This is a genomic window from Corynebacterium sp. P4-C1 (assembly GCF_030503595.1).
Classification (GTDB): domain Bacteria; phylum Actinomycetota; class Actinomycetes; order Mycobacteriales; family Mycobacteriaceae; genus Corynebacterium.
Window position 1 is genome coordinate 792,523 of the sequence record NZ_CP129966.1, and the last position, 21,911, is coordinate 814,433.

The 21,911-nt window shown below is 66.5% G+C and carries 19 protein-coding genes; 6 read left to right on the forward strand and 13 right to left on the reverse strand.

Annotated elements, in window-relative coordinates:
- The first annotated feature begins 25 nt into the window (after positions 1–25).
- Positions 26–3,685 (forward strand): ABC transporter ATP-binding protein, encoded by a 3,660-nt coding sequence (locus tag QYR03_RS03695; RefSeq protein WP_301713032.1) that lies wholly within the window; start codon positions 26–28, stop codon positions 3,683–3,685.
- A 65-nt stretch (positions 3,686–3,750) separates the two neighbouring features.
- On the forward strand, positions 3,751–7,506 hold the full coding sequence (locus QYR03_RS03700) for a multifunctional oxoglutarate decarboxylase/oxoglutarate dehydrogenase thiamine pyrophosphate-binding subunit/dihydrolipoyllysine-residue succinyltransferase subunit (protein ID WP_301713031.1): 3,756 nt from the start codon (positions 3,751–3,753) through the stop codon (positions 7,504–7,506).
- Positions 7,507–7,935: 429 nt separating this feature from the next.
- Here QYR03_RS03700 and QYR03_RS03705 read toward each other — a convergent pair whose 3' ends face one another.
- From QYR03_RS03705 to QYR03_RS03715, 3 genes are all read right to left on the reverse strand, one after another.
- Positions 7,936–8,754, reverse strand: a complete 819-nt coding sequence (locus tag QYR03_RS03705) for a GDSL-type esterase/lipase family protein (RefSeq protein WP_259851370.1) — start codon at positions 8,752–8,754, stop codon at positions 7,936–7,938.
- A 485-nt stretch (positions 8,755–9,239) separates the two neighbouring features.
- Entirely contained in the window at positions 9,240–9,947 is a 708-nt protein-coding gene (locus tag QYR03_RS03710) for a hypothetical protein (protein WP_259851369.1), read from the reverse strand.
- Positions 9,947–10,498 carry a phage holin family protein gene (locus QYR03_RS03715; RefSeq protein ID WP_259851368.1) on the reverse strand — a complete coding sequence of 184 codons (552 nt, stop codon included), beginning with the start codon at positions 10,496–10,498 and terminating at the stop codon, positions 9,947–9,949. Before QYR03_RS03715 ends, QYR03_RS03710 begins: the two co-directional genes overlap by 1 nt.
- Before the next feature lie 91 nt (positions 10,499–10,589).
- On the opposite strand from QYR03_RS03715, the gene QYR03_RS03720 reads away from it, so the two are divergent.
- Positions 10,590–11,732 carry an Mrp/NBP35 family ATP-binding protein gene (locus QYR03_RS03720; RefSeq protein ID WP_259851367.1) on the forward strand — a complete coding sequence of 381 codons (1,143 nt, stop codon included), beginning with the start codon at positions 10,590–10,592 and terminating at the stop codon, positions 11,730–11,732.
- Positions 11,733–11,749: 17 nt separating this feature from the next.
- Here the strand turns inward: QYR03_RS03720 and QYR03_RS03725 are convergent, their stop codons facing one another.
- The 3 genes from QYR03_RS03725 to sigE are packed head-to-tail and all read right to left on the reverse strand — an operon-like array spanning position 11,750 to position 13,192.
- Positions 11,750–12,250, reverse strand: coding sequence for a Sec-independent protein translocase TatB (locus QYR03_RS03725; protein ID WP_259851366.1), 501 nt, complete (start codon positions 12,248–12,250; stop codon positions 11,750–11,752).
- A gap of 4 nt (positions 12,251–12,254) precedes the next feature.
- Complete coding sequence (locus QYR03_RS03730; RefSeq protein ID WP_259851365.1) at positions 12,255–12,602, reverse strand: anti-sigma factor; 348 nt, start codon at positions 12,600–12,602, stop codon at positions 12,255–12,257.
- 5 nt (positions 12,603–12,607) lie between these two features.
- The gene (gene sigE / locus QYR03_RS03735) at positions 12,608–13,192 is read right to left on the reverse strand and encodes an RNA polymerase sigma factor SigE (protein ID WP_301978858.1); all 585 of its coding nucleotides are present in this window, start codon (positions 13,190–13,192) and stop codon (positions 12,608–12,610) included.
- A 64-nt stretch (positions 13,193–13,256) separates the two neighbouring features.
- Between sigE and QYR03_RS03740 the strand changes: the two genes are divergently transcribed.
- Positions 13,257–13,904 (forward strand): O-methyltransferase, encoded by a 648-nt coding sequence (locus tag QYR03_RS03740; RefSeq protein ID WP_301713030.1) that lies wholly within the window; start codon positions 13,257–13,259, stop codon positions 13,902–13,904.
- 82 nt (positions 13,905–13,986) lie between these two features.
- Here QYR03_RS03740 and glgC read toward each other — a convergent pair whose 3' ends face one another.
- Complete coding sequence (gene glgC / locus QYR03_RS03745) at positions 13,987–15,210, reverse strand: glucose-1-phosphate adenylyltransferase (RefSeq protein WP_301713029.1); 1,224 nt, start codon at positions 15,208–15,210, stop codon at positions 13,987–13,989.
- A 119-nt stretch (positions 15,211–15,329) separates the two neighbouring features.
- Here glgC and glgA point away from each other — a divergent pair, with 119 nt between their 5' ends.
- Positions 15,330–16,520 carry a glycogen synthase gene (gene glgA / locus QYR03_RS03750; protein ID WP_259851361.1) on the forward strand — a complete coding sequence of 397 codons (1,191 nt, stop codon included), beginning with the start codon at positions 15,330–15,332 and terminating at the stop codon, positions 16,518–16,520.
- A 16-nt stretch (positions 16,521–16,536) separates the two neighbouring features.
- Positions 16,537–17,934 (forward strand): GH32 C-terminal domain-containing protein, encoded by a 1,398-nt coding sequence (locus tag QYR03_RS03755; RefSeq protein ID WP_259851360.1) that lies wholly within the window; start codon positions 16,537–16,539, stop codon positions 17,932–17,934.
- A gap of 97 nt (positions 17,935–18,031) precedes the next feature.
- Here QYR03_RS03755 and QYR03_RS03760 read toward each other — a convergent pair whose 3' ends face one another.
- From QYR03_RS03760 to QYR03_RS03785, 6 genes are read right to left on the reverse strand one after another with little or no spacing between them, the layout of a single operon-like run.
- A complete protein-coding gene (locus QYR03_RS03760) occupies positions 18,032–18,910 on the reverse strand; it encodes a methyltransferase domain-containing protein (protein WP_259851359.1) in 879 nt (292 codons plus the stop codon).
- 23 nt (positions 18,911–18,933) lie between these two features.
- Positions 18,934–19,104, reverse strand: coding sequence for a DUF3117 domain-containing protein (locus QYR03_RS03765; RefSeq protein WP_259798789.1), 171 nt, complete (start codon positions 19,102–19,104; stop codon positions 18,934–18,936).
- A 6-nt stretch (positions 19,105–19,110) separates the two neighbouring features.
- The gene (locus QYR03_RS03770; protein ID WP_259851358.1) at positions 19,111–19,458 is read right to left on the reverse strand and encodes a cell division protein DivIVA; all 348 of its coding nucleotides are present in this window, start codon (positions 19,456–19,458) and stop codon (positions 19,111–19,113) included.
- 9 nt (positions 19,459–19,467) lie between these two features.
- Complete coding sequence (locus QYR03_RS03775; protein ID WP_301978862.1) at positions 19,468–20,199, reverse strand: glucosyl-3-phosphoglycerate synthase; 732 nt, start codon at positions 20,197–20,199, stop codon at positions 19,468–19,470.
- On the reverse strand, positions 20,199–21,098 hold the full coding sequence (gene folP / locus QYR03_RS03780; protein WP_301713027.1) for a dihydropteroate synthase: 900 nt from the start codon (positions 21,096–21,098) through the stop codon (positions 20,199–20,201). The genes QYR03_RS03775 and folP overlap by 1 nt, the downstream gene beginning before the upstream one ends.
- Positions 21,095–21,898, reverse strand: coding sequence for a TIGR00730 family Rossman fold protein (locus tag QYR03_RS03785; protein WP_301713026.1), 804 nt, complete (start codon positions 21,896–21,898; stop codon positions 21,095–21,097). Before QYR03_RS03785 ends, folP begins: the two co-directional genes overlap by 4 nt.
- Positions 21,899–21,911 lie beyond the last annotated feature (13 nt).

Here is a 21,911-nt window from a genome sequence, read left to right on the forward strand (position 1 = left end):
GCGCGGCCACCTGATCACCCGGTCGTTGAAGGCCAACCCCGGGTTCGCCGCGCTCACCCTCGCCACCGCCGTGATCGCGGCGGTGCTGCAGACATCCCTGCCGGGGCTGACAGGCACGGCCGTCGACGTGGCCACCGGCGCCCGTGAAGGCAGCGTGGCGGCGATCGCCTGGACCATGGCCGGCATTGCCGTCGCCCAATTCGCCTTCCAGGTGCTGCGCAGGTGGGCTGCCGGAAACCTGGCCACCCGCTCCCAGCACTACGTGCGCGTGGAGCTGCTCAAAACTCTCCACCGGCTCGACGGCCCCGGGCAAGACCGGATCGTCACCGGGCAGATCGTTTCCCGCTCCATCACCGACTTGGGCCAGCTCTTCTCCGTACTGGCGATGAGCCCGATGGCACTGTCCCGCCTGGTGCAGCTCCTCCTCACCATCGCAGTCATGGCGTGGGTGGACGTGCCCCTGACGCTGATGGCGCTGGCTTTCCTGCCGCTGATCGTGTGGGTGGCGGGCCGCTCACGCACCGCGCTCTACGCCGCGACATGGGCGAACCAGCAGTCCGCCGCGGATCTGACCAGCCACGTCGAGCAGACGGTCTCCGGTGTGCGCGTGGTCAAGGCCTTCGGCCGCGAGGAGCACGAAGTCGCGGTCCTCGACGGTCTCGCCCGCCATCTCTACGCCGTTAAGATGCGCGCGGCCAAGCTCACCGCCCGCTTCCAGCCCGCGCTGAGCCAGCTTCCCAACCTCGCCCTCGTAGTCACCATCGTCGCCGGCGGACTCATCGCGCTGCGCGGCGGCATGACGGTCGGCGGCTTCGTCGCATTCACCGCATACCTGAGCTCTCTGACGTCGCTGATGTCCATGCTGGCCAACACCTACGTCACACTCCAGATGGGCATGAGCGGCATCGACCGGCTCGAAGAGGTCCTCCAGCTCGCCCCCGAGCGCCCCGACCCCGCCGCACCGCGCGAGCTGCCCGACGGCCCCGCCGGCATCGCGTTCAACGACGTCACCTTCCGCGCCGACGGCCGCGACGTCCTCGACCGGTTCACCCTCACCGTCGCCCCCGGCGAACAAGTCTCTGTCATCGGCCCGGCGGGCGCCGGCAAGTCCATGGCTGTCCAGCTCGCAGGCGGCTTCTACGCGCCCGACGAGGGCTACCTCGCCCTGGTCACACCTGACGGCGAGATCCCCTACGACGAGCTCACCCACAACGCGATCCGCAGCAAGGTCACGTGCGTTTTCGACGAGGCATTCCTGTTCTCCCTGTCCATCCGCGACAACATCGCCATGGGCGCCGACGTCACCGACGACGACATCGCGCACGCCGCCCGGATGGCCTGCGCCGACGAATTCATCGCCGACCTCCCCGACGGCTACAGCACCGTCGTCGGCGAACGCGGCCTCACCTTATCCGGCGGCCAGAGGCAGCGCATCGCCCTCGCCCGCGCACTGCTCGCCCGCCCGCGCGTCCTCATCCTCGACGACGCCACCTCCGCCATCGACGCCACCACCGAAGCAGACATCCTGGCCAACCTGCATGACAACCTCCCCGGCGTGACCATCATCGCCGTCGCGCACCGCCAATCCACGGTGGAGCACACCGAGCGCGTCCTCATCATGGACCATGGCGCCGCGCTTATCGACGCTCCCCGCGCCACCGCCACCGCCCACCCCTCCTACAAGGCCCTGATGGCCCCCGGCGAGACCCCGCAACGAGACGTTGGAGTCGGCCCCGGTCTTGAACGCGTATCCGAACCCGAGCCCGAACCGGAACCGCCCCACTCGGCACTCTGGCCCGAGCTCCCCAACGTCGGCCCCCACGAGCACGTCCCCGCCCCGTCCGCAGGTTTCGGCCGAGTCGGCGGCGGTGGCGGGGGCGGCGGCGCTGCCCGCGTCGTCACCGCGACCCCGGAGCTCCTCGAGTGCCTTGAACACCTCCCGCCGGCTGACGAGGAACCCAAAGGCACCATCCCGGCTGGACTGCGCGCGATGTTCTCCTCGGTGAAGTGGCTGATCGCGGGAGTCACAGCGCTGCTCGTCGTGGGCGTGCTCGCGGATCTGAGCTTCCCGACGTTGGTGCGCACAGCCGTCGATAAGGGCATTCACGCCGGCGACCCCCGCACGCTGTGGCTGGTTTCCGGGGCAGCGCTGGCCGTGGTCCTCATCGCCTGGCTCGCGAACGCCGCGATGACCGTCCTGTCGGCCCGCTCCGGCGAACGCCTCCTCTACGGTCTGCGCGTGCGCAGCTACTCCCACCTGCAGAGCCTCGGGATGAGCTATTTCGAATCACACCTGTCGGGGCGCATCATGACGCGGATGACCACCGACATCGACACCCTGTCCAGTTTCCTGCAGACAGGGCTCGCCCAAGCGATCGTCTCCGTGGGCACTCTTATCGGCGTCGCCGCGATGCTCGTGGCCACCGACGGCTCACTCGCGCTCACCGCCTTCTACGCCGTGCCGCTCATCGCGCTGGTCACAATCGTTTTCCGCCACTACTCCAAGCGCTTCCACGCCGCCGCCCGCGCCCAGATTTCCGCCGTCAACGGCGAATTCGCCGAACTCATCGGCGGCATCCGCATCAGCCAGATGCACCGCATGGAGCCGTCCGCCGAAGTACACTTCGCCGCGGAGAGCGACACCTACCGGCGCCTGCGCATGCGCTCCCAGCTCCTCGTGGCCACCTACTTCAACGGCATGCAGCTGATCTCTCAGATCATGACCGCCATCATCGTCGGCATCGGCGCCGGCCGCATCGCCGACGGCACACTGTCCGTCGGCGTCCTCGTGGCCTTCACCATGTACCTCGGCCAGCTCTACGGCCCCATCCAGCAGCTCGGCCAGATCTTCGACTCCTGGCAGCAAGCCACCGTGAGCTTCGACCGCATCCGCGAGCTTCTCGACGAGCGCACCACCGTCCCCGACACCGGCACCTCCCCCGGCGCTGCCGACGCCGCCCGCGGGGAACTCGCGCTCAACAACGTCACCTTCGCGTACTCCCCCGGCACTACCCCCGTCATCGAGGATTTCACCGTCGCCTTCCAGCCCGGCGAAACCGTCGCGCTGGTGGGGGCGACGGGGGCGGGCAAGTCAACCGTCGTCAAGCTGCTCGCCCGCTTCTACGACCCCGTCACAGGCACTGTGACCGCGAGCGGCACCGACGTCTCCGCGTTCCCGCTCCCCGACTGGCGCCGCGCCCTCGCCCAAGTCCCCCAGGAGTCCTACCTATTCCCCGGCACCGTCGCCGAGAACATCGCCTACGGTGCCCCCGATGCCGCCCACGACGAGATCGAGGAGGCCGTGCGCCGCATCGGCGCGCTCGGCATCATCGCTGCCATCCCCGGCGGCTTCAACGCGCGCGTCGGCGAACGCGGCCGCGGCTTAAGCTCCGGGCAGCGGCAGATCATCGCCCTCGCCCGCGCCGAAATGCTCCACCCCGACGTCGTCCTCCTCGACGAAGCCACCGCGACCCTCGACCCCGCCACCGAGCGCAGCGTGCTCGACGCCTCCGCAAAAACCACAGTTGGGCGCACATCCGTGATCGTCGCGCACCGCCTCGCCACCGCCGCGGAGGCCGACCGAATACTCGTCGTCGACCAAGGACGTATCATTGAAGACGGACCCCACGCCGACCTGCTCAAGCAGGCCGGTCACTATGCAGTATTGTGGGCTGTTAGTCATTGATTGACACTGATCAATAAAGCGATCAAAAACACACGTAGAACTAAGAAACGAGGCGAGTACCTGCCGTGAGCAGCGAGAGCACATTCGGCCAAAACGACTGGCTGGTTGATGAGATGTTCCAGCAGTACAAGGACGATCCCAACTCCGTCGACGAGGAGTGGCGCGAGATGTTCGAAAAGGGCGGCAAACCGGCCGCGGCCAAGGCTGCCCCGCTCGTCTCCCCCGCAGCGAAGAAGGCCGCGGGGAACACCTCGCAACCGCACAAGGCCCGCACCGCGGCCAAGGTCGCCGACACCACCGGCGCCCCGAGCCAGGACGGCCGCGAGACCCGCGTCGACACCGCCGTCAAGGAGGTGCCGAAGCCCTCGCAGAAGCAGGCAGACAAGAAGAAGGCCAAGCAGTCCCCGATGGACCGCCTCAAGCCACTGCCCGAAGCCGGCGAGACCCAGCTGAAGGGCACTTTCAAGGCCATCGCGAAGAACATGGACGAGTCCCTGACCGTCCCGACAGCGACGACCGTGCGCGATATGCCGGTCAAGCTCATGTTCGAAAACCGCGCCCAGATCAACGACCACCTGAAGCGCACCCGCGGCGGCAAGATCTCGTTCACCCACATCATCGGCTGGGCCATCGTCAAGTCCGCCCTGCTCCACCCGGGCATGAACGTGAACTACAAGGTCGTCGACGGCAAGCCCTTCGTCGTCACGCCCGAGCACATCAACCTCGGCCTCGCGATCGACCTCCCGCAGAAGGACGGCACGCGCGCTCTCGTCGTCGCCGCCATTAAGGAGTGCGAGACCCTCACCTTCGACGAGTTCGTCAAGGCCTACGAGGACATCGTCGCCCGCGCCCGCCAGAACAAGCTGAAGATCGACGACTTCCAGGGCGTCACCATCCAGCTGACCAACCCGGGCGGCATCGGCACCCGCCACTCCATCCCGCGCCTGACCAAGGGCCAGGGCACCATCGTCGGCGTCGGCGCCATGGACTACCCGGCCGAATTCGCCGGTGCCTCCGAGGACCGTCTCGCCGAGCTCGGTGTGGGCAAGCTGACCACGCTGACCTCTACCTACGACCACCGCGTCATCCAGGGCGCAGAGTCCGGCGAATTCCTCCGCGACATCTCGCAGCTGCTTAACGACGACAAGTTCTGGGACGAGATCTACAACGCCATGCAGATCCCCTACGCCCCCATGCGTTGGGCCCAGGACATCCCGAACGGCGGTGTGGACAAGAACACCCGCGTGATGAACCTCATCGAGGCCTACCGCTCCCGCGGCCACCTCATGGCGGACACCAACCCGCTCCACTGGCACCAGCCGGGCCTACCCAAGCCGGACTCCCGCGACCTGCTGCTCGAAACCCACGGCCTGACCCTGTGGGACCTCGACCGCACCTTCAACGTCGGCGGCTTCGGCGGCAAGGAGTCCATGACCCTGCGCGAGGTGCTCACCCGCCTCCGCGCCGCCTACACCCTCCACGTCGGTGCCGAGTACACCCACGTCCTCGACCGCGACGAGCGCGAATGGCTGCGCGACCGCATCGAGGTCGGCATGCCCAAGCCGACCAACGCCGAGCAGAAGTACATTCTGCAGAAGCTCAACGCCGCGGAGGCATTCGAGAACTTCCTGCAGACCAAGTACCTCGGCCAGAAGCGCTTCTCCCTCGAGGGCGCCGAGACCCTGATCCCGCTCATGGACGCCGTCATCGACACCGCTGCCGGCCAGGGCCTCGACGAAGTGGTCATCGGCATGCCGCACCGTGGACGCCTGAACGTCTTGTTCAACATCGTCGGCAAGCCCGTCAAGACGATCTTCGGCGAGTTCGAGGGCAACCTGCAGCCCGCTCAGCAGGGCGGCTCCGGCGACGTGAAGTACCACCTCGGCTTCGAGGGCGAGCACATCCAGATGTTCGGCGACGGCGAAATCAAGGTCACCCTCGCCGCCAACCCGTCCCACCTGGAGGCCGTCGACCCCGTCATGGTCGGCATCGCCCGCGCCAAGCAGGACATCCTGAACCACAACAAGAACGCCGACGACCACTCCGTCGTCCCGATGATGCTCCACGGCGACGCATCCTTCACCGGTCTCGGTGTCGTTCAGGAAACCCTGAACATGTCCAAGCTCAACGGCTACGACGTCGGCGGCACCGTCCACATCGTGGTGAACAACCAGATCGGCTTCACCACCACCCCGGACCAGGGCCGCTCCTCCTACTACGCCACTGACCTGGCCAAGGGCTTCGACTGCCCGGTCTTCCACGTCAACGGCGACGACCCGGAGGCCGCCGCATGGGTCGGCCAGCTCGCCACCGAGTACCGCCGCGAGTTCGGCAAAGACGTCTTCATCGACCTGCTGTGCTACCGCCTGCGCGGCCACAACGAGGCCGACGACCCGTCGGTGACCCAGCCAGTGATGTACGACCGCATCGAATCCCACCCGTCGGTGCGCACCCGCTACACCAAGGACCTCATCGGCCGCGGCGACCTCACCGAGGAAGAAGCCGAGATCGCCAAGCGCGACTTCCACGACCAGCTGGACTCCGTGTTCAACGACGTCAAGGAAGACGGCGGATCCCCCGCCGAGCAGCACGGCATCACCGAATCCCAGTCGCTCACCCGCGGCTTGGACACCTCCATCACCGAAGACACGTTCCAGCAGCTTGCCGGCACCTATGCCAACCTGCCCGGCGACTTCACCCCCAACAAGCGCCTCAAGTCGGTGCTGAAGTCCCGCGGCGGCTCCTTCGAGAACGGCAACATCGACTGGGCCTGGGGCGAGCTGCTCGCCTTCGGCTCCCTGGCGGCGGAGGGCAAGCTCGTCCGTCTCGCCGGCGAGGACTCCAAGCGCGGCACCTTCACCCAGCGCCACGGCATCCTCTTCGACCCGAACACCGGCGAGCAGTACAACCCGCTCGACGCCAACGCCATCGAGCAAGGCAACGGCGGCCGCTTCCGCATCTACAACTCGGCCTTGACCGAGTTCGGCGGTCTCGGCTTCGAGTACGGCTACACCGTCGGCAACCAGGACGCCCTCGTCGCATGGGAGGCCCAGTTCGGCGACTTCGCCAACGGCGCCCAGACCATCATCGACGAGTACATCTCCTCCGGCGAAACCAAGTGGGGACAGCTGTCCAGCCTGATCATGCTCCTGCCGCACGGCTACGAGGGCCAGGGCCCGGACCACTCGTCGGCACGCATCGAGCGCTTCCTGCAGCTCGTCGCCGAGGGCTCTATGACGATCGCCCAGCCGTCGACGCCAGCAAACCACTTCCACCTGCTGCGCCGTCAGGCTCTCGGCGATATGAGCCGCCCGCTGGTCGTCTTCACCCCGAAGTCGATGCTGCGCAACAAGGCCGCCGTCTCCCAGCCGGCAGACTTCATCGAGGCCAAGTCCTTCCGTTCCGTCATCGACGACCCGAACATCGTCGACGCGAAGAACAAGGTCATCGGCGACGCCGACAAGGTGACCACCATCATCCTGTGCTCCGGCAAGGTCTACTACGACCTGGAGAAGCGCCGCCAGAAGGACGGGCGTGACGACGTCGCGATCATCCGCATCGAGATGCTCCACCCGATCCCCTTCAACCGCCTCAACAAGGCGTTCGCCAACTACCCGAACGCCAAGGAGGTCCGCTTCGTGCAGGACGAGCCCGCCAACCAGGGTCCGTGGCCGTTCTACAACGAGCACCTGGCCAACCTCGTGGACGACCTCCCGCCGATGCGCCGCGTCTCCCGCCGCGCAATGTCCACCACCGCGACCGGCGTGAGCAAGATCCACCAGCAAGAGGAGAAGGCGCTTATCGACGAAGCCTTCGCCTAAGCCCCCTACCCAACCCCCGCCCTCGCCCTTTGCGGCGTGCGGCGGGGGTTGTGCTGTCTCGGCGCTTCCCCCAGCCGCCTCGGTCCAGTACCAACCGCTCCCGAATCCGCCCGCTTCCCCATATTCCCGCCGCCGCGATTCGCTCTGTTTCCCCCCCCGGTTCTTCGCTAGTTGTCGCCGGTTCAATCCCCGGTTTTTCGCCGTCTCAACTCTGTTTCTGCCGGTTCAGTCGCGCTTGAGCTCTCTCTTCGAGTTCGGTTTCGCCGCTTTTCGGCCCAAATCGCCGATTTCGTACCCCTTGTGGCCTGCGTGTTTGGGCGTTGTCTACTGAAGTAGACATTGTTCGATAGACCTCGGCTTGCAAGTGGTTTAGCGTTTGTGGCATGAACCAATTCGCAGCGCAAGCCGGCGCCAACCCCACCCGCGGGGTTACTTAGCGAGGTTGTGTCCGATGAATTGGCCGTAGGCGTGGGTGCCGTGGGCATTGAGGTGGAGAGGAAGATTGCCTGGTGCTGGTGGCATGATGTCGATGAGGTTTACCCACCAGCGGTCTGGGGAACAGACATCGTGTCCTTCGGACATTGGCCATGTGTCGAGGAAGGTGGCGTTGTTTTGTTGTGCTACTTCGCGGAGGGTGTTCTGTAGGCGCTGCTCGGTACCTGCAGTGTTGCCGGCCGGAATGGGGAGGGGGTTGGATGAGCCGAGTCCGCTGTTGTAGCAGGACATGTTGTTGAAAGAGACGTGGGGGTAGCCGACTACCATGACTTTGGCGTTGGGTGCGTGGTGGTGGGCGATGTTGATGGCATTGCGGAGGCCGTTGCGGATTGCGCGGTCTGATGCTTGGACGTCGGGGCCGTAGGGATAGGTGTCATTGACTCCTGCGACGATGACTACGTTTTTGGTTTGTGGGTTGAGGTCACCGTGTTGAGCTGCGGTGCGCAGGGCATTGTCGATATGTACACCGCCGGTGGAAAAGGAGGCGCCTGCGCATTGGTACTGGTCGACGTGTGCGCCGCCGGATGCGTTGGCGATTTCGTCGGCGATGGCCCCGTCTGTAACACAGCCGACACCGGTGTTTACTTGGATTTTTGCTTTATTCTTCCAGAAGTCAGGCACGGTTGGGTTGGCTACTACGCTGTCACCGGTGAGGACGGTGTTGCCTGGTGTTGCGGCGAGGGCGGAGGTGTGTCCTGCGATGAGAGCTGCGGCTCCGGCTGCTACTGCTGCGAGTTTAGTGGGGGATTTCATTCTTGTTTCCTCTTATCTGTGTTTCTCCTTGAAATTTCTAAGTATAGGTTATGAAGAGTCCTGGGTATCACCCAGGGGCACACCAGTACCGAATAACCGCCACCCTTACGGGGCCATGAAACAGCTCTTCGGAACACAGGCAGGACCATAAGCACCATCCCGGCACTGACTGCGGGCACGACTTCAGGCACTGCCCGACTACTGGCGCGTCTCTGATACTGGCACCGCCGGACTGCTCAACTGCTGGGGCGTACCCGACTTACTTGACAGCTGACACGGCGACCCCGCAAAACACCACGCAGGACCGCCAATGTGGCGTGCCCAAAACCGTCTAGGCGCTACGGCTTAGGGACCAAGTCTGGGTCCCCGGGTCCCCGCGTCTCAAGTCTCGGGCATCGAGCCATGGATCGAAGTTTTCGACTCTTTGGTTGCCTGTCTCGGGCTGTGGTCCCGCGGCCCAGTCGTCGGGTGCGTGCGCTGAGAGGTTATGCCTCGCGGGCCTGCCCTTCGTCGACGATGCGTTCCAGCTCGGAGCCCATGCCGGTCTTCTCCTGCATCCACTCGTTGACGGCGGCACCGGGGTCGCCGTCTTCCTGGGCTCGCTCCACAAGCTTTTCCAAATCGGTCGTGGACAACGCGCGGGTGGCTTTGCTCATGGCGTTTCGGACGCCGCGGTCGAAAAGACCGTCCTTGTACACGGGAATGATGTTCTGGGGCAAGCCCGCATGCTCGGTGCCTGCACAGCCCTCGGCGGGTGAAGGATCGACCGTGGTGAAGCTGCCCGGCAGGGTGCCCACGGCAGCATCGTATGTGGCCAGCGCCAAGTCGGTGTCATTCGAATCGGCTTTTTCGGCCTCGGTCTTCTTCGCCTCGAGTGCTTTTGCCTCGCCCGGATTGGCGGAGACGACCAGAGATCCGACGCACATCACCGCCAAATTCGCGTCGAAGGTTTGGAGGAGGGCGAGCTTCTCACCGTCGTCAGCGAACTGCTTGCCGACGATCCCCACTTCCCGACCCGACAACTCCGCCACCTGGCGGTAGATCTCAGCCAGAACCATCTGCTCCGGATCCGCCGGATCGGCGGCGATACGCACCGGCTCTTTGGGCTGCGTGCAGGCCGTGAGCCCACCGAGAGTGGTCGAAGCGACTGCGAGGGCCGCGAGGGCGGCGATTTTCCGTGACGGGGTGCGCATTAGTGCTGGGGGTTGCGGGGAGCGCTGTCACGCTGTGCGTTCTGCGACGGGCGGGTCCCCATCTGGGCGATCATGTCGCGCGCCTGGGGGGCAAGGTTCGGCTCGCAGAGAATGTCGTACCGGCCGGCGACAATCGCCGTCGCGGAGGAGAAATCGCGGCGGCCGCGCGTGAACGCGTACCCGATAGCCGCGAACACGATACCGAAAACCAGGCCGATCACCAGCGCCGACAGCAGCGACGGCCACACGTCTGGCGTGAAAATAGCGAACAGAAGGCCCACGAAGAGACCGAACCACAGGCCGGACAGGGCACCACCCGCGAGCACACGGCCCCAGGTCAGGCGTCCGGTGACGCGCTCTACCTGCAGGAGGTCCACACCGACGATCGTGAGGTTCTCCACCGGGAACTGCTGGTCGGACAGCCCGTCGACGGCGGCCTGCGCGTCGGCGTAATTCTGGAAGCTGCCGACAGGCCAACCGGAGGGGCGCTGCAGCCCTTCGCGGGGGCGGGACGCGGAGGCGCCGCCGGGCGCCGGATTCAGCTGGCTCATGGTGGTCTTCCTTCAAGTCGGGTTCGCTTACCCGCTCAAGTCTAGTGCCGGCTTCGGCCGCGGGCGCTGAAGGCCATATACTTTACGTGCAATGACTGATACAGCCCCGATTTCAGAAGCCGCTGTCCGCAACGCCCTCGCGCGTGTCGACGATCCCGAGATCGGCAAACCGATCACCGACCTGGACATGGTCGAGTCCGTGCGTATCGACGGCCGCGATGTAGCCGTCGGCATCTACTTGACCATTGCCGGATGCCCGATGCGCGACACCATCGAGTCGAACGTGCGCGCCGTCCTCGAGGAACTCGACGGCGTCGGCGAGGTCAGCGTGACCATGCACACCATGAGCGAGGAGCAGCGCCGCAACCTCGCGCAGCGCCTCAAGGGCGACCGGTCCGAACCGGTTATTCCCTTCGCGCAGCCGGGCTCGACGACCCGGGTGTACGCGGTGGCGTCGGGTAAGGGCGGCGTCGGCAAGTCCTCGATGACGGTGAACCTGGCCACCGCTCTGGCGGCGCAGGGCCTCAACGTGGGCATCCTCGACGCCGACATCTACGGCCACTCCATCCCCGGCCTCATGGGTTCGGCGGGCCAGGGCCCGACCGTCGTGGACGAGATGCTCATGCCGCCGATCGCCCACGGTGTCCGACACATCTCCATCGGCCAGTTCGTGGAGGGCAACGCCCCCGTCGTGTGGCGCGGCCCGATGCTCACAAGGGCGATCCAGCAGTTCCTCGCCGACGTCTACTGGACGGACCTCGATGTCCTGTTCATGGATCTCCCGCCCGGGACCGGCGATGTCGCCATCACAGTGGCGCAGCTCGTGCCGGACGCCGAGCTGCTGATCGTCACCACCCCGCAGGCCGCTGCCGCTGAGGTCGCCGAGCGCGCCGGCTCCATCTCCCAGCAGACCGGTCAGCGCGTCGCCGGCGTGATTGAGAATATGTCCGCGATGGTCATGCCCGACGGCACCACCATGGACATCTTCGGCAGCGGCGGCGGCGAGAACGTCGCCGAGCGTCTCACCGCGATCACCGGCACCGAGGTTCCCCTGCTCGGCTCTGTCCCCCTCGATCCGCAGCTGCGTGTCCAAGGCGACGAAGGCACCCCCATCGCCGTTCAGGCTCCCGACTCCCCTTCCGGCAAGGCCATCGCCGGCATCGCGGACAAGCTGAAGATCCGCCGCGATTCCCTCGCCGGCAGGAGCCTCAACCTCGGCGTGACCCGCGACTAGCCCCTAGCTTCTAGCTCCTAGGTCACATCCGTCCACGAGAACCCGCCCCCACCGGACTGCTTCGGCTGCTCCGCACCCATGCCGGGCTGCATGCGCCGCGGCTTGGAACGGCGCGGGGCTTCGGGCTGCGCCGGTGGCTCGGACTGCACGGGCTGCTCAGACTGCCCCGTGCCACCGGCCGCTGCCGAACCGGCGCGCCTGCCCACTGCGGGATCCCCGTCCATCATCTGGCGGGGGTCGAACTGGTCGAGGTAGGAGCTGTCTTCGTCGAAAAGCACCTTGGCGATCGCCCGCTTCGGCCCCATCGCCGCGTACTCGGTGACAGTACTCATCGGCTTGCGGAGCTCGTCGAATTCGTCGCCGTAGAGCTCTTCCTTCGCATTGTCGATGGCGCGGCGCGCCGCGAAGATGGCCGCGCGGACATCCATGATGACCCCAGGCAGACGCTCCGGGCCGATAATGATCAAGCCCGCGAGAATGACGACGAAGATTTCGCCCCAGCCGATTGAGTCAAACACGCCTCTAGCTTAGCCCGTCACCTAGCCGGGGCCAGGAAACAGGCCACTTCAGGCCCGGCCGGTTGGAGCGGCGCGACGGACCGCCGGAAACGGAGCCAGCCTCGGCATCCTCGCTCTCCTCCAAGTGCGCCAGCCGCTCCACCAACGACCGCGGGGCACGCAAGCACCCGTCGGTGTTGTGCTCGCGGACAGCCTCGGCGGCGGCGCGCTGCTGCGCCACTTCACGGCGGCAGTCCGGGCACTGTATCAGGTGCTGCTGGGCGCGGTGGTAGGCGGTGGGGGTGAGCTCGTCGTCGATAAGCGCGGCGACGGCTTCGAAATTGAGGTGGTCGATCGAATCGAACTTGGGCACCGCCGTCACCTCGCGCGGATGAGCTCGCGCGCCGCCTCGCTGGACACGGCCTGCGCCTCGAGCGACGCGCGGAGCTGACTGCGGCCGCGGTGGATGCGCGAACGGACGGTGCCCATCTTCACGCCGAGCGTCTTCGCGATCTCCTCGTAGCTCATCCCGACGACATCGGCGAGCACGACAGACACGCGGAACTCGGGGCTCAGCTCGTCGAGCGCGGCCTGCAGCGCCGGGTCGAGGTTCGTCTCGGAGTACACCTGCTCGGGGGTCGGGGCGGTGCCGGGCACGCGCTCGTAATCCTCGGGCAGCGCCTCCATGCGGATCTTGCTGCGGTGTCGCACCATATCGAGGAACAGGTTGGTCGTGATGCGGTGCAGCCACCCCTCGAACGTGCCTGGCTTGTACGTTTTCACGTTGCGGAACACACGCATGAACGTCTCCTGCGTCAGGTCCTCGGCGTCCTGCTGGTTGCCGGAGAGACGGAACGCGAGGCGGTAAACGCTGTCGGCGTGCTCCTCGACGAGTTCGGCCCAGGTGGGCATTGCTCCGCTCCCAGCGTCGAAAGCGGCGGTGCCCGTCACGTCGTCTTGCATGCTCCTATTGTTGCGCACCGCGCTGCTCCCCGCACGGGCGGGGTCTGTTTCGTAGGATGAGCGTGTGAGCGATTCAGCATTTACCTCCCTCAACGAGTACATCACGGCCAAAGAGCAGGACGGCACGCTTATCGACGCCCGCTCCGACGCCTCCGAATACTCCCTGCCCACCCCGAGCGTTGCGGTGGGCGACCTGCTGGGCACCCTGGCCGCCGCCGGGCACGCTGCAGCCGGTGCGACGGGCGCTGTCGCGATGACCCCGGCCGCCGGTGTTGTGGGGCTGCACATTCTCGCGGGCCTGCCGGAGAAGTCGTCGCTGACGTGCATCGACCCGGAGGCTGAGCACCAGGCGCGGGCGAAGGCCGCGTTCCGTGACGCCGGGTACGGCGCGTCGCGTGCGCGCTTCCTGCCGTCGCGCCCACTCGATGTGCTCGGCCGCCTGGCGGCGGGTGCCTACCACCTCGTCTACGCCGACGTCGACCCGATCGATTTGCCCGGTGTTGTCGAGGCCGCATGGCCCCTGCTGTCCCCCGGCGGCACACTCGTGCTCGCCGGCGCGCTTCTCGACGCCACCATCACCGACCCCACCCGCAAAGACCGCGGCACCCTCGCCGCGCGCGAAGCCGATGAGCTTGTAGACGGGCTCGAGGGCACCCTGGTCACCCGCCTCCCCCTGGACTCCGGGGTGACCCTGGTGACCCGCCTGGCCTAGCGCGGCGGGATCTGGCTAGCGGGATCTGGCTAGCGCGCCGGGCTGGCTGGCGCTGCGGCTGGCTCAGCGCGCCTGGGCCCGCCTACTCCACGACACCCGACTTGCCCACCACCACGACTCCAGCCTTGGAGATCGTGAACTCCCGGGCACGGTCGTTGTCCTCGTCGACACCGACAGTGGCGCCGTCGGAGACGTAGACGTTCTTGTCAAGGATGGCGTGGCGCACCACAGCTCCGCGGCCCACGCGGACACCCGGCATCAGCACCGACGACTCGACCGTCGCGCCTTCCTCGACGCGCACGTCCGTCGACAGGACCGAATTGCGCACCGTCGAACCCGAAATGATGGAGCCCGGCGCGATGATCGACTCCTGCGCGATACCGCCCGACACGAACTTCGCCGGCGGCAGGTTCTCATCCTCGGTGGAGTGGATCGGCCACGACTTGTTGTACAGGTTGAACACCGGGTGGATCGAAATCAGATCCATGTGCGCCTCATAGAAGGAGTCGATGGTGCCGACGTCGCGCCAGTAGCCCATATCGCGCTCAGTCGCGCCGGGCACCTGGTTGGCGGAGAAGTCGTAGACGTGGGCGTCTCCCTTCCCGACGAAGAACGGAATGATGTCCCCGCCCATGTCGTGGTCGGAGTCGTCGTTCTCGTTGTCTTCGCGGAGGGCGTCGATGAGGGCCTCCGTCGAGAAGCAGTAATTGCCCATCGACGCGTACGTCGCCTCCGGGTCGTCCGGGGTGCCCGGCGGGTCGGCCGGCTTCTCCAGGAACTCCGTGATCGTGCCGCTGTCGTCGGACTGGATGCAGCCGAACGCCGTCGCCTCGCTGCGCGGCACGCGGATACCGGCGACCGTGCACGATTTGCCCGACGCGATGTGGTCCTCCACCATCTGCGACGGATCCATCCGGTAGACGTGATCGGCGCCGAAGACGAGCACGTAGTCCGGCTGCTCGTCGTAAATCAGGTTCAACGACTGCAAAAGCGCGTCCGCCGACCCCTGGTACCAGCGCTTGCCCAAACGCTGCTGCGCCGGAACCGACGCAATGTACTGGTGCATCGGGCCCGAGAAATTCCACGCGGTAGCCACGTGGCGGTCCAGCGAGTGGGACTTGTACTGCGTCAGCACCGCGATGCGGTTGTAGCCGGCGTTGACGAGGTTCGACAGGACAAAATCAACGAGACGGTAATTCCCGCCAAACGGCACGGCGGGCTTAGCGCGGTCGAGGGTCAACGGAAAAAGGCGCTTGCCTTCTCCGCCCGCGAGGACAATGGCGAGGACATTCGGCTGGCTGTTCACACCCCCAACACTAGGGAAGAACAGTTAAACCTGCACTACCTCCGCACAAAATCACACGTGCGCCACCTCCACCCGCGGGTGCCTGCACGCCCGCCGAAACGCTACTAGTCTCGGAGGGCATGAGAGTCGGAATGATGACCCGCGAATATCCGCCGGAAATCTACGGTGGCGCGGGGGTCCACGTCACAGAGCTCACGCGTTTCATGCGAGAGCTCGACGGCGTCGAAGTTGACGTCCACTGCATGGGCCAGCCCCGCGACGCCGAGAACGTCTACGTCCACGGTGTCGACCCCGCGCTGGAAGAGGCGAACGGCGCCATCAAGACGATGTCGACCGGCCTGCGTATGGCCGACGCCGCCGATAACGTCGACATCGTCCACTCCCACACCTGGTATGCGGGGCTCGGCGGTCACCTCGCGGGTCTGCTGCACGGCATCCCGCACGTTGTCACCGCGCACTCCCTCGAGCCCGACCGCCCGTGGAAGCGCGAGCAGCTCGGCGGCGGCTACGACGTCTCCTCTTGGTCCGAGAAGAACGCGATGGAGAACGCGGACGCGGTCATCGGTGTTTCCGCCGGTATGAAGGACGCCATCTTGCGCGCCTACCCGCGTATCGACGAATCCCGCGTCCACACCGTCCTCAACGGCATCGACACGGCGTTCTGGCACCCCACGACCGACCTGCGCGGCGACGGCTACGGCGGGACCAACAGCGTGATCGACCGCCTCGGCATCGACCCGACCCGCCCTGTCGTCGCGTTCGTCGGCCGCATCACCCGCCAGAAGGGTGTGCCCCACCTGGTGAAGGCGGCCCAGGACTTCGACCCCGGCATCCAGCTGATCCTGTGCGCCGGTGCACCGGACACGAAGGAAATCGCGGAGGAGATGGAGGGGCTCGTCGATAAGCTCCGCGAAACGCGCGACGGCGTGCACTGGGTGACGGAAATGCTCCAGAAGGAAGACATCCGCGACATTTACTCCGCGGCCGACATCTTCGTCTGCCCGTCGGTGTACGAGCCGCTCGGCATCGTGAACCTGGAGGCGATGGCGTGCAACACCGCCGTCGTCGCGTCCGACGTGGGCGGTATTCCCGAGGTTGTCGTCGACGGCGAGACCGGTACCCTGGTCCACTACGACGCGGACGACACCCGGGCCTTCGAGAAAGACCTCGCCGCCGCCGTCAACGCGCTCGCCCAGGACGCGGAGACCACCTCACGCTTCGCGGCAGCTGGCCTGACCCGCGTGAAACAGGAATTCACCTGGGACAAGATCGCCCAAGAAACCGTCGACGTGTACAAGTCGCTTCTGTAACCCGGAGGACGAAACTGTGAGCAATTTGAGACCGGAACTCCATGTCACCGCGGACAAGGGAATCCTCGACGCCGCCGCCGGCATGCTTCGCGACGGCGATGACTGGCACCTGTTCTACCAGTACCAGCCCGATGCCGAGGCCCCGTCGCGGTGGGCCCACGAATACTCCGAGGGCAACCCGTTCGACTTCTACGAGTGCAACGATGTCGTCGCGCCCGTCGGCGGTGAGACCCGCGTTCTGGCGGGCTCCGTCGTCTCCTCCGCAGAAGGCACAGACCTGTACTTCACGTCCGTCACCAACGCCGGAACGACGATCCAGGCGGCGCGTATCGACGAAATCGAGACGCTGTGCGACGAAGTCAACGAAGCCGGCGACATCGACCCCGGCGTGCGCCGACTCGGCCCCGTGGTGAAGGACGTCGGGCGCTTCAGCCGCTTCCGTTCCCCCTGTGTCGTGCCGGCCTGGAACGAGAACGGCGACCGGGACCTCGGGCAGTCCGGATGGATCATGGTCGCGAGCAGTGGCCCGTCAGAGAAGCCGGTGCCGGTGGTGCTGGACTCGCCTGACGGAATTTCCTGGGCTCTGCTCGGCCCGTTGCGCTTCAACGGCGCCACCGGGCTCGACGACGACGCTGTGACCGTCGCCCCGCGCATCATCCGCCTGCGCGACGAAGAGGACGGCGAGATCTACGACATCCTCTTCCTCACCGTCGAACTCGAGGACGGCGAAGTGTCCGGCTACCTCGTGGGCACGCTCGATGAGACCGAGTTCACCGTCAAGACGCCGTTCGCGCGTCTCGACCACGGCCACGACTTCACCCGCCCGCGCAGCACCAACGTCGTGCGCGGCACGCAGACCGACGACGAGCGCTACGCCGAAGCCCGCATCTTCGGACTTCTCGCTGCGACCGGCCGCGGCGGCGACCCGACAACCCAGCCATCCTGGGAGGCCGAAGGCTGGGCGAACGCCCTGTCCCTCCCGCGTGTGGTCACCCTCGCCGGTGGCAAGCTGTACCAGACCCCTGCGCAGGGGCTTCCCGACGCTGTCAGCGCCACCCAGCGTGCCAAGCTCTGGACGGGCATGTGCGAAATCCCCGTGGGCTCCTCGGTCACAGTCGAGGTGCTGGACACCCACGGCGAAGTCACCGCTGTGATCACCCACTCGGGCGACCGGATCACCCTCGACCGCCTGGACGGCTCCCCCGCCACCGCCGAACTCGACGACGAGGACGAGGACCACATCTCCATGCTTGTCGACGGCTCCGCCATCGAACTCTTCGCCGGCGGCGGCGCCGTCACCATGGCGAGCCGCTTCTGGCCCGAAAACGGGGTCGGCGAGCTCCGCGTGCGCACTGAGGGCGACGCCGAGATCCTCAACCAGTGGCGCCGCCCGCGCACCGAGCGGGACGCCTGATCTGGGCAGCGCAGCCGGAGCGGCCCCTGCTGGTGGCTGCCGTCTGATGCGTTGCGGGGCCCGGCTCCAGCTCTGGGATGGGATCCCCGGGTAGGACCTAGCGGCCGGCCTTCTTCAGGCGGGTCAGCTGCGCACGCGCCGTCACCGTCATAGTCTCCGGCAACGCGGCGACACGCTCAGCGAGAACCTCGGGATCGAGGTGGCGCGCGGAAGGGCTCATGCCGACCTGCGCGGCGATGGACTCACGGTCCAACGACATCGGGAACTCGATGAGTTCGGGCTCCCCGACGGGAGCCAAATGCCCGGCGGCCTGCTCGAGCATGCGCTCGATCTTGCCCTCCTCGACACCTAGGATGCCGAGGGGCTCGCGCAGTTCGTCGAGGTGGCCGGCTTGGGGGGTGAGGATGAGGACCTCGCCGTCGTCGACAAGCACGCGGGCAAATTCCTGCGGGTTGCGCGGCGCGAAAATCACCGTGATCACGTCGACGGATGCGTCGCGCAGCGGCAGACCTTCCCACACGTCGGCGACGACGGCACCGATGTTGCGGTGCGCCTTCGCCAAATGCTTCGCCGCGGGGACGGCAATGTCCACACCCACGCCGCGGGAATTCTCCACCGCATCGAGAGTGTGGCTCAGGTAGTAGCCAGTTCCGGCGCCCACCTCGAGGATGGTCGGGGTGGTCGCGGCGTCGTCGTCGAGAGGGAGCCCCTGGAGCGCATCGAGGACGCGCTCAGTGACCGTCTCCACGAACGGCGCGAAGTGGCCCCGCGACAGGAACGCCTCGCGGGATGCCACCATCTCCGGGCTGTCGCCCTCATGCGCGATCCCGGCACCGGAGGCCAGCGTGACATACCCCTGCTTGGCCACGTCGTACGAGTGCCCTGTCTCAGACACCAGGCGGGTGAAATCGTCCGCACCCGTCAAGGGGCTACCGTCGACGGGGTCCGCCAGCACATCAACAATGTCTTTGAGCATGGCGTGTAATTTTACCTGCTGCGCTACTCAGCGGCGACATCAGTGAGGAGCTGGCCCAGCTCGGCTGCTTCCTCGTTGTTGAGCTCCACCACGAGACGCCCGCCGCCGTCGGACGGGATGCGCATCACGATCTTGCGGCTCTCCTCGACGACTTCCATCGGACCGTTGCCGGTACGCGGCTTCATTGCTGCCATGTGGTGTTACTCCTTGGCTTCTTCGGTTGTCTGCTTCTCGCCTCCGGCCACGCTGGATTGTTCCAGTTCGGGCTCCGCGGGCGAAAACTCCCCATCAATCCTACGCTCTTGTGCGCTCAGCAGGTGCTCGATGAGATCGTCGACCTGGTCTTGGCGGTATCCCCGGGGGACGACTTCGAGAGCAATGTCGCCGAAACGCCCCGCATCGACGGCGGCGCGGTTCGCGGCCATCACGTCTCGCGGCTCGTCCATCGGCGGCAGTGCTTCTCCGCGGCCGAAAATCGACGAGGACATCCACGCGCCGAGCAGCGCCACCGCGGCGATGACGAGGATCAGAATCACCCAAGACAGCATGAGGCGATGTTACCGCAGTTCGGTCCAGGGCTGGCGTTGGGGAATGTCGTGCATTCCGGCACGCGCGAGGATGGTGCGCGCAACGGTCTCGGCCATGCCGGAAAGCTCGTCGAGGGGACGGTTGCGGTGGATCCTCTGCCCAAGGTCGACTTGGGTGAGGGAGGAGGGACCGTGGAGGGTGGCGACGTCGATAAGCAGGCCAGCCTCGACGCCGTATCCCGCGACGAACGGCACCTCGAGTGCGGTGCTGCGGCGGATGGCGTATTCGCCGGCGAGGGGTTGGTCGAGCTCCGGAAGTTGCGGGAAGAGGAGCCGCAGCAGCGGTTTCGCCGTCAGTTCCGTGACGCGCCCGCCACCGCGCGGCGCACCGTTGAGCGCGCGAGTGTAGGTCGCTTTCGCGAGATGCACACGCTTATCGACGAACGCCCCCACCAGCCCGTCAACCCACCCCTCCGAAACGGTCGTCACGTCCGCGTCGAGGAAGACCACGATGTCTCCTTGCGCCGCGCGGACCCCGCGCCAGAGCGCCTCCCCTTTTCCCGGCTGGACGGGGATGTCCGGGGCGATGTCGCGCCAGTTGATCACCTTCGCTCCGGCGTTTCGCGCGCGTTCAGCGGTGGAGTCCGTGGAGTCGGAGTCGACGACGATGACCTCGTCTGCGCACGACGCGCGGGCCGCGCGCACGACCCCGGCGACCGTGGCTTCTTCGTTGAGCGCCGGGATAACGACGGAGACGTCCACTACGCCAGACCCCGAATCGTGTCGAGCGGCGCCGCCACGCCCTGGATCGCCGCAGTGGTGCGGATGACGTCGAGTGTCTCGGCGACCTCGTGGACACGGAAGGCGGCGACCCCGCGGGCGGCGCACCAAGCAGTGGCGGCGAGTGTCCCCGCGACCCGGTCCCCCACTCCGCGGCCGGTGGTCTCCCCGATGAAATCCTTGTTCGACAGCGCCATAAGCACCGGCCAGCCGGTGGCGGTGACCTCGTCGATGCGGCGGAGAATCTCCAGCCCGTGGAAGGTGTTCTTGCCGAAGTCGTGCGTCGGGTCGATGAACACCTTCCCTTCGGGCACGCCGCATTCGACGGCGCGCTCCGCGAGGGCCGTCGTCTCCCGGATGACATCGGCGACCACGTCGTCGTAGTGGACTCGGTGCGGGCGTGTCCGCGGAACCGCTCCACCTGTGTGCGAACAGACGTAGCCGACCTTGTGGGCGCCGGCGACCTCGACGAGTTCAGGTTCGTAGCCCGCCCACGTGTCGTTGATCAGGGTCGCGCCGGCGCGCACGGCTGCCTCGGCGACCTCGGGGCGCCAGGTGTCCACCGAAATATCCACCGAGATGTCCGCTGGGCCGCCACTGCTGCTGCCGCCGCTGCCGCCGCTGTAGCGCTTATCCAAGAGTTCACGCACAGCGGCAATAAACGGCACCACGCGGTTGATTTCCTCGGCGGCATCCACGTCGTCGCCGGGACCGGCTTTCACGCCCCCGACATCGACAATGGTGGCTCCCGCGTCGACGACCTCGTGGCACCGGGAGAGCGCAGCGTCGAGGGCGAAGGTGGCTCCCTTGTCGTAGAACGAGTCGGGGGTGCGGTTGATGATGGCCATGACGCGGGGGAGGCCGTCGGTAAGCGGGCTCATGCGCGCTTGTATTTGTGCAGGTTGCGCGGGTCCGACATCTCGCGATGCGTGTTGACGATGTACTCGACCGCCTCGTCGACGGAATCAGTGACGAGGAAGAGCTGGTCGTCGCCCTCCGAGATGAGGCCGCGGGCGAGCTGCTGGCTGCGGATCCATTCCACGAGACCCGACCAGAACTCGGTGCCGAGCAGAACCATCGGGAAGTTCGTGACCTTGCCTGTCTGGATCATGCACAGGACCTCGAAGACCTCGTCCATCGTGCCGAACCCGCCCGGCAGCGAGACGAACGCCTGCGAATACTTCAGGAACATCGTCTTGCGGGCGAAGAAATAGCGGAAATTCAGGCCGAGGTCGACCCACGGGTTGAGCCCCTGCTCGAAAGGCAGCTCGATACCAAGGCCCACGGACATGCCGCCGGCCTCGTGCGCCCCACGGTTCGGACCTTCCATCAGGCCCGGTCCACCGCCGGTAACGACGGCGTAGCCGGCCTCGACGAGCGCCTTACCGAGCGCGCGGGCCTGCTCGTACTCCGGGGTCCCCTCCCCCAGACGGGCCGAGCCGAAAACGGTGACGGCCCAGTCGAGGTCCTGGAGCGCGTCGAAACCCGAAACGAACTCGCTGGTGATGCGCATGACGCGCCACGGGTCCGCGTGCTTCCAGTCGTGATCCGCGCGGCCCATCTGGAGGAGCCGCTGGTCGTACGTTGAGGGGGAATCGGTGTCGCCGTCCCTTTGGCGCCGGAGAATCGGGCCGCTCAGCGTGCGGTCCCGGTCCGGGCGCGGGGTGATCTTTGGAGCCACGAATTTAAGCTTT

What these genes read in the sequence shown, in the direction of transcription:
- sigE (WP_301978858.1), bottom strand. Translation starts at nt 13,192, where the DNA reads ATGCAAGACGACGTGACGGGCACCGCCGCTTTCGACGCTGGGAGCGGA.
- glgA (WP_259851361.1), top strand. Translation starts at nt 15,330, where the DNA reads ATGAGAGTCGGAATGATGACCCGCGAATATCCGCCGGAAATCTACGGT.
- QYR03_RS03770 (WP_259851358.1), bottom strand. Translation starts at nt 19,458, where the DNA reads ATGCTGTCTTGGGTGATTCTGATCCTCGTCATCGCCGCGGTGGCGCTG.
- QYR03_RS03765 (WP_259798789.1), bottom strand. Translation starts at nt 19,104, where the DNA reads ATGGCAGCAATGAAGCCGCGTACCGGCAACGGTCCGATGGAAGTCGTC.
- QYR03_RS03720 (WP_259851367.1), top strand. Translation starts at nt 10,590, where the DNA reads ATGACTGATACAGCCCCGATTTCAGAAGCCGCTGTCCGCAACGCCCTC.
- QYR03_RS03760 (WP_259851359.1), bottom strand. Translation starts at nt 18,910, where the DNA reads ATGCTCAAAGACATTGTTGATGTGCTGGCGGACCCCGTCGACGGTAGC.
- QYR03_RS03715 (WP_259851368.1), bottom strand. Translation starts at nt 10,498, where the DNA reads ATGAGCCAGCTGAATCCGGCGCCCGGCGGCGCCTCCGCGTCCCGCCCC.
- QYR03_RS03705 (WP_259851370.1), bottom strand. Translation starts at nt 8,754, where the DNA reads ATGAAATCCCCCACTAAACTCGCAGCAGTAGCAGCCGGAGCCGCAGCT.
- folP (WP_301713027.1), bottom strand. Translation starts at nt 21,098, where the DNA reads ATGAGCCCGCTTACCGACGGCCTCCCCCGCGTCATGGCCATCATCAAC.
- QYR03_RS03710 (WP_259851369.1), bottom strand. Translation starts at nt 9,947, where the DNA reads ATGCGCACCCCGTCACGGAAAATCGCCGCCCTCGCGGCCCTCGCAGTC.